Source organism: Helcobacillus sp. ACRRO, assembly GCF_022347125.1.
In the GTDB taxonomy this organism is placed as follows: domain Bacteria; phylum Actinomycetota; class Actinomycetes; order Actinomycetales; family Dermabacteraceae; genus Helcobacillus; species Helcobacillus massiliensis.
Genome location: NZ_JAKRNG010000025.1, coordinates 1 through 11,753, shown reverse-complemented (window position 1 = coordinate 11,753; position 11,753 = coordinate 1). Strand labels below are relative to the sequence as shown.

11 protein-coding genes are annotated in these 11,753 nt (G+C 70.0%); 10 read left to right on the top strand and 1 reads right to left on the bottom strand.

Annotated features, from left to right (window positions below; translation table 11 throughout):
* Window positions 1–171: 171 nt before the first annotated feature.
* From pyrH to MHY20_RS09055, 9 genes are all read left to right on the top strand, one after another.
* Window positions 172–936 (top strand): UMP kinase, encoded by a 765-nt coding sequence (gene pyrH / locus MHY20_RS09095; protein ID WP_183373456.1) that lies wholly within the window; start codon window positions 172–174, stop codon window positions 934–936.
* 38 nt (window positions 937–974) lie between these two features.
* Window positions 975–1,541 carry a ribosome recycling factor gene (gene frr / locus MHY20_RS09090; RefSeq protein WP_183373457.1) on the top strand — a complete coding sequence of 189 codons (567 nt, stop codon included), beginning with the start codon at window positions 975–977 and terminating at the stop codon, window positions 1,539–1,541.
* Window positions 1,542–1,602: 61 nt separating this feature from the next.
* Window positions 1,603–2,478 (top strand): phosphatidate cytidylyltransferase, encoded by an 876-nt coding sequence (locus MHY20_RS09085; RefSeq protein WP_239376320.1) that lies wholly within the window; start codon window positions 1,603–1,605, stop codon window positions 2,476–2,478.
* A gap of 124 nt (window positions 2,479–2,602) precedes the next feature.
* Window positions 2,603–3,814 (top strand): 23S rRNA (adenine(2503)-C(2))-methyltransferase RlmN, encoded by a 1,212-nt coding sequence (gene rlmN / locus MHY20_RS09080; protein WP_239376344.1) that lies wholly within the window; start codon window positions 2,603–2,605, stop codon window positions 3,812–3,814.
* Window positions 3,815–4,363: a hypothetical protein gene (locus MHY20_RS09075; protein ID WP_183373460.1), complete on the top strand. Its 549-nt coding sequence runs from the start codon at window positions 3,815–3,817 to the stop codon at window positions 4,361–4,363.
* Window positions 4,360–5,556 carry a 1-deoxy-D-xylulose-5-phosphate reductoisomerase gene (dxr, locus tag MHY20_RS09070; protein WP_239376318.1) on the top strand — a complete coding sequence of 399 codons (1,197 nt, stop codon included), beginning with the start codon at window positions 4,360–4,362 and terminating at the stop codon, window positions 5,554–5,556. Before MHY20_RS09075 ends, dxr begins: the two co-directional genes overlap by 4 nt.
* Window positions 5,553–6,896, top strand: coding sequence for a site-2 protease family protein (locus tag MHY20_RS09065; RefSeq protein ID WP_239376316.1), 1,344 nt, complete (start codon window positions 5,553–5,555; stop codon window positions 6,894–6,896). Before dxr ends, MHY20_RS09065 begins: the two co-directional genes overlap by 4 nt.
* Window positions 6,897–6,932: 36 nt before the next feature.
* Window positions 6,933–8,090 (top strand): flavodoxin-dependent (E)-4-hydroxy-3-methylbut-2-enyl-diphosphate synthase, encoded by a 1,158-nt coding sequence (ispG, locus tag MHY20_RS09060; protein WP_183373463.1) that lies wholly within the window; start codon window positions 6,933–6,935, stop codon window positions 8,088–8,090.
* Between the two features lie 81 nt (window positions 8,091–8,171).
* A complete protein-coding gene (locus MHY20_RS09055) occupies window positions 8,172–8,999 on the top strand; it encodes a GNAT family N-acetyltransferase (protein WP_239376314.1) in 828 nt (275 codons plus the stop codon).
* Here MHY20_RS09055 and MHY20_RS09050 read toward each other — a convergent pair.
* Complete coding sequence (locus tag MHY20_RS09050; protein ID WP_239376312.1) at window positions 8,996–9,733, bottom strand: GTP pyrophosphokinase family protein; 738 nt, start codon at window positions 9,731–9,733, stop codon at window positions 8,996–8,998. The genes MHY20_RS09055 and MHY20_RS09050 overlap by 4 nt on opposite strands.
* A 119-nt stretch (window positions 9,734–9,852) precedes the next feature.
* Here MHY20_RS09050 and MHY20_RS09045 point away from each other — a divergent pair, with 119 nt between their 5' ends.
* Complete coding sequence (locus MHY20_RS09045) at window positions 9,853–11,634, top strand: proline--tRNA ligase (RefSeq protein ID WP_239376310.1); 1,782 nt, start codon at window positions 9,853–9,855, stop codon at window positions 11,632–11,634.
* The last annotated feature ends 119 nt before the right edge of the window (window positions 11,635–11,753 follow it).

Sequence of the window (11,753 nt, the reverse complement as noted above, 5' to 3'; positions counted from 1 at the left end):
CGCGCGTCACGCGGGGCATCCGTCGGCCCGCGTGGGAGGGGCCGACGGGTGCCGGGCCGCACACCGGGCCGCGCCGGGCAGGAAGACTCCACCTGTGACCGGTAGGATTGACCGCAGCGCCCGTCGGCATGCCCCGCCGGGCCGTCCCGTGGCGACAGCGGAAGGACAGACATGAGCCAGGACCCCGATCCGATCACCTCGACCATGCCCGTCATCCGGGCCCAGGAGGGCAGGCGTCGCGTCCTGCTCAAACTGTCCGGTGAGGCCTTCGGCGGTGGCAGGGTCGGCGTGGACCCGGACGTGGTCTCCCGCATCGCCCGCGAGATCTCCGAAGCGGTCGCCTCCGGTGTGGAATGCGCGATCGTCGTGGGCGGCGGCAACTTCTTCCGCGGTGCCGAACTGTCCCAGCGCGGCATGGACCGCCGCCGCGCCGACTACATGGGCATGCTCGGCACCGTCATGAACTGCCTCGCACTCCAGGACTTCCTGGAGCAGGCCGGCACCTCCACCCGCGTGCAGACCGCTATCACCATGGGCCAGGTCGCGGAGCCGTACCTGCCGCTGCGGGCCGTGCGCCACCTCGAGAAGGGCCGCGTGGTCATCTTCGGCGCCGGCGCCGGCATGCCGTACTTCTCCACCGACACGGTCGCTGTGCAGCGCGCACTGGAGATCGGCTGCGAAGAGGTCCTGATGGCGAAGAACGGCGTGGACGGCGTCTACACCGCGGACCCGAAGAAGGACCCCACCGCGGAGCGCCTGGACCACCTCACCTACGAGGACGCCCTGCAGCGCGGCCTGCGGGTCGTGGACGCCACCGCCTTCAGCCTCTGCATGGACAACAAGCAGCAGATGATGGTGTTCGGCCTCGACACTCCCGGCGCCATCACCCGCGCGATGAACGGCGAACGCATCGGCACCGTCGTCACCGGCGCCTGAGACCCGCATCGACCACCCCAACACAGAAGGAACGCATCATGAGCGAAGGAATCCCCGCAATCCTCAAGGACGCCGAAGAGCGGATGAAGAAGTCCGTCGAGGTCACCCGCGACGAGTTCTCCACCATCCGCACCGGTCGCGCCAGCTCGGCGATGTTCGAAGGCATCACCGTGGACTACTACGGCGCTCCCACCCCGCTGAACCAGCTCGCCTCCCTCCAGTTCCCCGAGGCCCGCACCATCATCGTCACCCCGTACGACAAGGGCGCGATGAGCAATGTGGAGACCGCCCTGCGCGACTCCGACCTCGGCGTGAACCCCACCAACAACGGCGACAACCTGCGCGTGGTCCTGCCCGCCCTCACCGAGGAGCGCCGCAAGGAGTACACGAAGCTGGCCCGCACCAAGGCCGAGGACGGCCGCATCGCCATCCGCGGCACCCGCGGCAACGCGAAGAAGGCCATGGAGCAGCTCGTCAAGGACAAGGAGATCGGCGAGGACGAAGGCGTGCGCGGCGAGAAGGAGCTCGACGCACTCACCAAGAAGTACTCCGAGATCGTCGACCAGGCCCTCGAGGCCAAGGAGCAGGAGCTCCTCACCGTCTGATCCGTCCCGCCGCCGCGCCCCGTGCGCGGCGGCACCGTCTGCTTCGAGGAGCCACCCGCCCGTGACCACAGCGCCCGCAGCCCCGGCTGCCCCGGCCCCGTCGGCGCGCCGCAAGCGCAGCGCCGGACGGAATCTGCCCGCCGCCATCGGCGTGGGCGTGGCGCTCAGCGCCATCCTCCTGGGCGTGTTCTACCTGGTGCCGGCGCTGCTGTCCGCCCTCGTCGCGATCGCGGCGGTGCTGGCCACCCTCGAGGTGGCCCACGCGCTCGGCAGCGCCAACCTGCGCGTCCCCGCGGCGCCGCTGCTGGTGGCGGCGGTCGGCATCGTCGTGTGCACCACCGTGTACGGGGCCGACGGCATGCTGATCTCCACCGCCGCTGGCGCTGTCGTCCTGATCCTGTGGCGCGCCGTGGAGGCGACCGGGCTGATGGCGATCCGGGACGTGGTGGCCGGGATCTTCACCCTCATCTGGGTGCCGTTCCTCGGCAGCTTCACCCTCCTGCTCGCCCAGCAGCCGAGCGCCAGCCACAAGCTGATGCTCGCCCTGCTGATCCCCATCGCCTCCGACACCGGCGGCTACATCGCCGGTGTCCTGTTCGGCCGCCACCCGATGGCGCCGACCATCAGCCCGAAGAAGACCTGGGAGGGCATGGCCGGCTCCCTCCTCTTCGGCGTCGCCGGCGGCACCGCTGTGGGGGCACTGCTGCTGCCTGAGGAGCTCGGCGCCCTCTTCGGCGGCGTCTTCGGCGCCCTCATCGTGGTGATCTCCACCATCGGCGACCTCACCGAGTCCCTGCTGAAGCGCGACCTCGGCATCAAGGACATGGGCGACCTCCTGCCCGGCCACGGCGGCATCATGGACCGTCTCGACTCGATCCTGCTCGCCGTCCCGACCCTGTTCATCCTGCTGTGGATCCTGGAGGCCGTGAATGGCTGACACCCCCGACCGTCCTGCGAACCCCCGCACTGACGCAGCGCCCGGCACCGGAGCGCGCCCCACCGGCAGCGGCCTCGCCGTCCCCAAGGACCTCTCCCGCGAGGTCGTGAAGGGCGAGAAGGTCATGCTCGCCCCCGGCCAGCTGCAGCTGCGCCCCACCCGCCGCGGCAAACCGCCTGCGCATCTCGCGGACCTCACCCTCGCCGAACGGCAGGACGCGGTGAAGGAACTGGGTCTGCCGGCGTTCCGCGCCAAGCAGCTGTCCACCCACTACTTCGAGCACTACACCACCGACCCGGAACGGATGACCGACCTGCCGAAGGACCGCCGGGAGGAGCTCGCAGAGCACTTCTTCCCGACGCTGCTGACCAAGGTCAGCCAGCAGGCCGCGGACCACGGCGCCACCCAGAAGTTCCTCTGGAAGCTGTTCGACGGCTCCATGGTCGAGTCCGTGCTGATGCGCTACTCCAACCGCGTCACCCTCTGCATCTCCTCCGAAGCGGGCTGCGGCATGAACTGCCCGTTCTGCGCCACCGGCCAGCTCGGCCTCACCCGCAATCTCTCCGCCGCGGAGATCCTCGAACAGGTCCGCATCGCCAACCGCATGCTCGCCGACGGGGAGATCCCCGGCGGGCCCGGCCGCGTCTCGAACATCGTGTTCATGGGCATGGGGGAGCCGCTGGCGAACTACCGGCCCGTCGCCACCGTCTGCAAGCGCCTCAACGCGCCCGCGCCCGAGGGCTTCGGCATGAGCGCCCGCAACATCACGGTGTCCACCGTCGGCCTCGCCGCCGCGGTCCGCAAGCTGGTGCGCGAAGAGATCCCCGTGACCCTCGCCGTGTCCCTGCACGCCCCGGACGACGAGCTGCGCAACGAACTCGTCCCCATCAACCAGCGGTTCGACGTCGACGACATCCTCTCCGCCGCCTACGAGTACTTCCAGGCGACCGGCCGCCGCGTCTCCATCGAATACGCGCTCATCCGCGACATCAACGACCAGGCGGAGCGCGCCGAACTGCTCGCCCGCCGCCTCATCGACAAGGGCGGCGCCGGCTGGATCCACGTCAACCCGATCCCGCTGAACCCGGTGCCGGGATCCAAATGGACCGCCTCCGACCCCCAGGTCGCGAAGCGGTTCGTGGAGACGCTGCGCAGCCACGGCATCTCCACCACCGTCCGCGACACCCGCGGCAGCGACATCGACGGCGCCTGCGGCCAGCTCGCCGCCACCGTCGTCGAATCCGACTCCCGCCGAGAGGACCGCGAAGCCCGCGTCGCCCGGGTGGAGCAGGTCGCGTCCGCTACAGTGTCCGAGCAGCCGAAGGAGAGGACCTAAGTGAGCACGTCATTCGAGAAGGTCGGGCGGTTCAGCCAGGGTTACAGCATCCGCGAAGTCGACGACTTCCTGGAGCGCGCCCGCGCCGCCTACGAGACCGGCACCGGCGACTTCGACCCCGACACCATCGCCACGGTCGACTTCGCCGCTGAGCGCGGCGGCTACAACATGGGCATCGTCGACGAAGCCCTCGACCGCCTCGCCGACGCGTTCGCGCTGAAGAAGCGCGACGAATCGATCGACGCCCACGGCGAGGACGCCTGGATCGCCGGTCTGCTGGAGCGCGCCGACGTCCTCGAGGAGCGCCTGCGCCGCCCCGCCGGTGAGCGCTTCGCCCCCGGCCCCGCCGGTGAGCCCTCCTACGACCGCGCCGACGTCGACGCCCTCTGCGACCAGCTGCTCGCCTACTTCACCGAGAGCCATCCCATGAGCGTCGACGATGTGCGCCGCGCCGCGTTCCGCCGCCGCAAGGGCGCCGACGGGTACTCCGAAGCCGTCGTCGACGTCTACCTCGACCACGTCGCCCGCCTCATGGCGTCCGTCCCGTGACCAGCGCCCGCCTCACGATCCTCGGCTCCACCGGCTCCATCGGCACCCAGGCCGTGGACGTCATCACCCGCTACCCGGACCTGGCGCGGGTGCACGCCCTCGCCGCGACCGGGTCGAGGCCGCAGCTGCTCGCCGAGCAGATCGCCCGCCTGCAGCCGCGCACCGTCGCCGTCGCCGATGACGCCCGCGTCGACGACGTGCAGCGGGCACTGCACGAGCTGGGGGAGGACCCGTCGGCCCTGGAGTTCACCGCCGGCCCCGGCGCCGTCATCGACGCCGCCGGCGACCTCGGCAGCGACGACGTCGTGCTCAACGCGATGACGGGGTCCGTCGGCCTCGCACCCTCCCTCGCCGCCCTCGACTCCGGCGCCCGGCTCGCCCTCGCCAACAAGGAGACCCTCATCGCCGGCGGGTCCCTCGTGCGCGAGCGCGCCGCCGACGGGCAGCTGCTGCCCGTGGACTCCGAACACACCGCCATCGCCGAATGCCTCGCCGGGATGCGGCCCGAGCACATCCGCCGGCTCGTCATCACCGCCTCCGGCGGACCCTTCCGCGGCCGCACCCGCGCCGAGCTCGGGGACGTCACCCCCGCCGACGCCCTCGCCCACCCCACCTGGGACATGGGCCGCGTCATCACCACCAACTCCGCCACCCTCGTCAACAAGGCCCTCGAAGTCATCGAAGCATGCTGGCTGTTCGACCTCCCCGAGGACCGCGTGGACACCGTGGTGCACCCCCAGTCCATCGTCCACTCCATGGTGACTGCGACCGACGGATCCACCATCGCGCAGGCCTCCCCGCCGGACATGCGGCTCGCCATCGGCTGGGCCCTCGCCCACCCCGACCGGCTCGAAGGCCTCGCCACCGAGCTCGACTTCACCACCGCGCAGTCCTGGACGTTCGAACCGCTGGACGAGGACACGTTCCCCGCTGTCCGCATCGCCCGAGCCGCGCACCGCGACGGCGGCACCCGCATGGCGCAGTTCAACGCCGCCAACGAAGAGTTCGTCGATGCCTTCCACGAGGGCCGCATCGGATTCCTGCAGATCGTCGACCTCATCCAGGACGTCCTCGACGACCCCGCCTCGCCCCGCACCGACCCCATCGGCGTGGAGGACGTGCAGGCCGCCGAGACATGGGCGCGGACCCGGGCGCATGAGCTGATCGATCAGACCGAAGCCGCCAGCCGATGAGCGCCCTGCTGTATGCGCTCGGCATCCTCCTCATCGGCATCGGGCTCGCCGTCTCCATCGCCCTGCACGAAATCGGCCACCTCGTGCCCGCGAAGAGGTTCGGGGTGCGGGTCACGCAGTACATGATCGGGTTCGGCCCCACCGTCTGGTCGCGCCGCCGCGGCGAAACCGAATACGGCATCAAAGCGATCCCGCTGGGCGGCTACATCCGCATGATCGGCATGTACCCGCCGCACAAGGGGGACGCCCCCGGCACCATCCGCGAGGACTCCACCGACTTTTTTCAGCAGATGTCCGACGAGGCCAAGGAATGGGAGTCCTCCCAGTACAGCCCCGAGGAGCAGCACCGCACCTTCGTCAGCCTCAGCGTGCCGAAGAAGCTCGTCGTCATGCTCGGCGGGCCGTTCATGAACCTCGTGCTCAGCGTGCTGCTCCTCGCCGTGCTGCTGATCGGCTTCGGCCTGCCCACCACCACCGCCGAGGTGAAGTCCGTGTCGCAGTGCGTGGTGCCCGCCACCGCGCCGCCCGACGCCGACTGCGCGGGCATGCCGCCAGCGCCCGCCGCGGCCGCCGGCATTCGCCCCGGGGACGAGATCACCGCCATCGCCGGCGAACCCGTCGGCGACTTCCAGGACCTCTCCCGGATCGTCCGCGCCCACCCCGACCAGGAGATCGAAGTGGAGCTCGTGCGCGACGGCGCGCCGATGACGCTCACCGTCACGCCCCTGTCCAACGACGTGGTGTCGCTGGACGCCGACGGGCGCCCCATCATCGGTGAGGACGGCGCGCCCCGCACCGAGAAGGCCGGTTTCCTCGGCGTCTCCGGCACCCAGGCGATGGTGCGCCAGCCCATCACCTCCCTGCCCGGCATGGTGTGGGACACCTTCGCCGGCACCGCGAAGGTGGTGCTGACCCTGCCGATGCGGCTGTGGGACATCGGCGTCACCGTGTTCTCCGACCAGCCCCGCGACCCCAACGGCCCCCTTGGTGTGGTGGGCGTGTCCCGCCTCGCCGGTGAGGTCGTCTCGGCCGACGCCCCCGGGTTCGAGGCGAAGGAGCGCGCCTTCACCCTCATCTCGATGCTGGCGTCGCTGAACATGGCGCTGTTCGTGTTCAACCTGATCCCACTGATGCCGCTGGACGGCGGGCACGTGCTCGGCGCCCTGATCGAAGGAGCTCGGCGGCAGGCGGCGCGACTGCGGGGCCGCCCCGACCCGGGACCGGTGGACATGTCGCGCATGCTGCCGGTGACGAATGTGGTCGCGCTCGCGTTCATCGGCATGAGCGTGCTGCTGCTGTATGCGGATATCGTGAAGCCCATCCGAATGTTCGGGCCCTGAGCTGACTCTCCAGGCGGTCTGCGCGATAATGACGACGTGAGTACTCCGTCTGTGAACCTTGGCATTCCGTCCGTCCGAGAGACCCCCGTCATCTCCCCGCGCAGGCCCACGCGGAAGGTGCGACTCGGCGACATCCACGTGGGCGGCGACGCACCCGTCACCGTGCAGTCGATGACCACCACCCCCACGCACGACATCAACGCGACCCTGCAGCAGATCGCCGAGCTCACCGCCGCCGGCTGCGACATCGTGCGCGTGGCGTGCCCCCGCCAGGAGGACGCGGACGCCCTGCCCGCCATCGCCGCGAAGGCACAGATCCCCGTCATCGCCGACATCCACTTCCAGCCGAAGTACGTGTTCGCCGCGATCGAAGCCGGCTGCGCCGGTGTGCGCGTCAACCCCGGCAACATCCGCCGCTTCGACGACCAGGTCAAGGAGATCGCGAAGGCCGCCAGTGACCACGGCACCGCGCTGCGCATCGGCGTCAATGCCGGCTCCATCGACCCGCGCATGATGAAGGGCGACCGCGTCACCCCCGAAGCGCTCGTCGCATCCGCGAAGTGGGAGGCGTCCCTGTTCGAGGAGCACGGCTTCCACGACTTCGCCATCTCCGTGAAGCACAACGACCCCGTCATCATGGTGGACGCGTACCGTCAGCTGTCCGCAGAGGGCGACTGGCCGCTGCACCTCGGCGTCACCGAGGCCGGCCCCGCGTTCCAGGGCACCATCAAGTCGTCCGTCGCGTTCGGCATCCTGCTCGGTGAGGGCATCGGCGACACCATCCGCGTGTCCCTGTCGGCCCCGCCGGTGGAGGAGGTGAAGGTGGGCAACCAGATCCTCGAGTCGCTCAACCTGAAGCCCCGCAAGCTCGACATCGTCTCCTGCCCCTCCTGCGGCCGTGCCCAGGTGGACGTCTACACCCTCGCCGACGAGGTCACCGAAGGCCTCAAGGGCCTGGAGGCACCGCTGCGCGTCGCCGTCATGGGCTGCGTGGTCAACGGTCCCGGTGAGGCCCGCGAAGCGGACCTCGGCGTGGCCTCCGGCAACGGCAAGGGGCAGATCTTCGTCAAGGGCAAGGTCATCAAGACCGTCCCCGAGGCGGAGATCGTGCCGGTCCTCCTCGAAGAGGCGAAGCGCATCGCCGCGGAGATGGACGCCCCGTCGGGCACGCCCGACGTCTCCGTCGGCGCCTGAGGACCCGAGCACCCGGGGGTCCTCATCAGCCGCTCCATCGACCGATCGGTCGTCGACCTGTTCCGTCGGCAGACCTCCGCCGTGCGGCCGCTCACCACGGCCACCGCACCCGCCGCGATCGCCCTGCTGGAACAGGACCCGATCGACAACGCCCTCGCCGGCAGTCGACTCGTCGACATCACCGGCACCCGCATGCTGTCCCGTGAGTTCTCCGGACTCTTCCACCGCGGTGACCTGACCGCGCTGCTGTGGCACGGCATCAGCCTGTCCGTCATGGGGGAGGTGTCCCAGGGGGACCTCGAACTGCTGGCGGAGAGGGCGCGTCGGGCCCGCCGCGAATACGCGAGCGTGGTGGGGCCGAGCCGGGACGTGGCGCGGCTGTGGCCCCTGGTGCGGTCCTCCCTGGGCCGGCCGCGGGAGTTCCGGTGGACGCAGCTGATGATGCTCGCCGACCAGCGGCCCAGCGTCGCCCCGTCCGACGAACTGCGCTTCGCCCGCCCCGAGGAAGCGGACCTCGTGTTCCCCGCCGCCGTCGCTATGTTCAAGGAGGAGGTCGGTACCGACCCCACCGCATGGGACGGCGGCCGCTCCTACCGGGACCGGGTCGAGCAGCTGATCGCCGAGCGCCGCACCGCGGTGGTGCGCCGCGGCGACGACATCGTCTTCAAAGCGGATGTGGGGGCCATCTTCGGTCCCGTCGCGCAGATCCACGGGGTGTGGACCGCCCCCGCTGAACGGGGGAAGGGCCTCGGCTCAGCGGCGATGGCGCGGGCCGTGCAGCTGTTCCAGCTGCAGCACAGCACCCCGCAGGTGACGCTGTACGTCAACGACTTCAACAGCGCAGCCCGCCGCGCCTACACGCAGGCGGGGTTCCGGCAGGTGGGGGAGTTCGCCTCCCTGCTGTTCTAGACCGAGTCGCTCGGGTTCTGCGCACGGTGGGCGTCGGCGCGGATCTGGGTCATCTGCGCATCCAGGTCACGGGAGGACTGCGCGATCTGCCGCAGCTCGTCCCGCAGATGCTGCGGCAGCTGACCGGAGAACTTGTACGCGAGCTCATGCTCCACACTGGACCAGAAGTCCATCGCGATGGTGCGGATCTGGATCTCCACCGGCACGTGCACCGTCCCGGTGGACAGGAACACCGGCACCTCCACGATGAGGTGGAGGGAGCGGTAGCCCGATTCCTTCGGCTCTGCGATGTAGTCCTTCTCCTCCACCACGGTCACATCGGGCTGGGAGGACAGCAGCTGCGCCATCCGGTAGCAGTCCTCGGTGTAGATGCAGGTGATGCGCAGGCCCGCGATGTCCCGCACGCCGTCGCGCAGGCCCTCCAGGGTGTGGGCGCAGTCGGTGCGGATCATCTTGTCGAGGATCGAGTCGATGCTCTTCACCCGGTGCTTGATGTGCTCGATCGGGTTGTGCTCGCCGCGGGCGGTCATCTCCTCGTTGAGGATCTGCACCTTCGTGAGCATCTCCCGCAGACCGAAGCGGTACGGCAGCAGCACTTCGCCGAGCCGGCGCCGCACGGTGCGCATCGCCTCGTTCTCCGCGGTGCCGTCGGCCGCGAGAGCGCTGACCAGGGCGGCCTTCGCGCTCATCGGGGCGATGGGCGGGGTGTCGTCGACGGACTGGGCGGTGGGCATGGTGGGCGAACCTCGTCGGGCAGGGGAGCAGCGGGCGGCGGATGGCGTGTGCGGGGGCTCTCAGGAGCCCGATACACTGGCCGCACCGACCATCCATCTTCGCCCAGGAGGCTCAACAGATGCTCCGAATGTCCACGGCGTTCCTGCGCACACTGCGCGACAACCCGGCCGATGCCGAGGTCGCCAGCCACCAGCTCCTCGTCCGAGCGGGCTACATCCGCCGCGCAGCGCCGGGCATCTACACGTGGCTTCCGCTGGGGCTGAAGGTGCTGCGCAAAGTCGAGCAGATCGTCCGCGAAGAGATGGACGCCGCCGGCAGTCAGGAGCTCCTGTTCCCGGGCCTGCTGCCCCGCGAACCCTACGAAGCGACCGATCGCTGGGCCGAGTACGGCGACAACCTGTTCCGCCTGCAGGACCGCAAGGGCGCGGACATGCTGCTCGCTCCCACGCACGAGGAGATGTTCACCCTCGCGGTGAAGGACCTCTGCAGCTCCTACAAGGACCTGCCGCTGTCGCTGTACCAGATCCAGCACAAGTACCGCGACGAGCTGCGTCCCCGCGCCGGCCTGCTGCGGGTGCGCGAATTCGTGATGAAGGACGCCTACTCGTTCGACATCGACGACGAGGGCCTGCACCGCTCCTACGCGCAGATGCGCGAGGCGTACAAGCGGGTGTTCGAGCGCCTCGGCCTGGAGGTCGTGATCGCGAAGGCGGATGCGGGTGCGATGGGCGGCTCCCAGTCGGAGGAGTTCCTCCACCCCACGGAGATCGGTGAGGACACCCTGGTGATGTCCGACGGCGGCTACGCCGCGAACGTCGAGGCCGTCACCACGGTCGCGCCGGAGCCGCTGACCGCGGAGCAGATCGCCGAGCTGCCCGCCGCCCGCACCGCCCGCACCCCGGGGGCCTCCACCATCGCCTCCCTCGTGGACCACCTCAACGAGGCGCAGCCCCGCGAGGACGGCCGCGCCTGGGAGAAGAGCGACACCCTCAAGGCGCTGGCCTACATCACCATCGACGCCGATGGGGCGGAGGAGCCGCTGCTGGTGATGATCCCCGGTGATCGCGAGGCCGATGAGAAGCGCCTCGAAGTGGCGCTCGCACCGCGCGAGTTCCGTCCCTTCACCGAGGACGACTTCACCAGGCATCCGCAGTTCGCGAAGGGCTACATCGGTCCCGTCGGCTTCGGCCTCGACACCGACGCCGGCGCCAACGGGATCCGCGTGCTGGTGGATCCGCGCGTTCAGGCCGGCACCGTGTGGGTCGCCGGGGCGAACAGCGCGGACGAGCACACCATCGGACTGGTCGCCGGCCGCGACTTCCAGGCCGACGGGTTCATCGAAGCAGCAGAGGTCCGCGACGGCGACCAGGCGCCGGACGGCTCCGGCCCGCTGCGCCTCACCCGCGGCATGGAGATGGGGCACATCTTCGAACTCGGCCGCAAGTACGCCGAAGCGCTCGACCTGCAGGTGCTGGACCAGAACGGCAAGCAGAAGACCGTCACGATGGGCTCCTACGGCATCGGTGTGACCCGCGCGGTCGCCGCCATCGCCGAGAAGCACCACGACGAGAAGGGCCTCGCCTGGCCGCGCAGCATCTCCCCGATGGACGTGCACGTGCTCGCAACCGGCAAGGGCACCGAGGTGTTCGAGAAGGCGGAGGAGATCGTCGCCGCCCTCGAAGCGGAGGGCCTGGACGTTCTGTTCGACGACCGCCCGAAGGTGTCCCCGGGTGTGAAGTTCAAGGACTCCGAACTGCTCGGCATCCCCACCTCCGTGGTGATCGGACGGTCCCTCGCGGACGGCGTTGTGGAGGTGCGCGACCGCGCCAGCGGCAGCATCGACGAGGTGTCCCCGGACGAGGTGGTCGCCCGCGTCCTGCAGCAGGTGCGGGAGGGCTGAGCCCCGTTACCTTGTGAGCACCCCGATGGACGGGGTCTGGTCGCTCGGCCGGGTATGGCTTTGTTGCCCTGCCATTGATGGTCCGGGGGGTGTTGCCGCCCGGTCGAGAGACACGCGTT

Bases quoted from the DNA above. Each gene is read 5' to 3' on its own strand.
- pyrH (WP_183373456.1), top strand. From the start codon at position 172: ATGAGCCAGGACCCCGATCCGATCACCTCGACCATGCCCGTCATCCGG.
- frr (WP_183373457.1), top strand. From the start codon at position 975: ATGAGCGAAGGAATCCCCGCAATCCTCAAGGACGCCGAAGAGCGGATG.
- rlmN (WP_239376344.1), top strand. From the start codon at position 2,603: ATGCTCGCCCCCGGCCAGCTGCAGCTGCGCCCCACCCGCCGCGGCAAA.
- MHY20_RS09065 (WP_239376316.1), top strand. From the start codon at position 5,553: ATGAGCGCCCTGCTGTATGCGCTCGGCATCCTCCTCATCGGCATCGGG.
- MHY20_RS09050 (WP_239376312.1), bottom strand. From the start codon at position 9,733: ATGCCCACCGCCCAGTCCGTCGACGACACCCCGCCCATCGCCCCGATG.
- MHY20_RS09045 (WP_239376310.1), top strand. From the start codon at position 9,853: ATGCTCCGAATGTCCACGGCGTTCCTGCGCACACTGCGCGACAACCCG.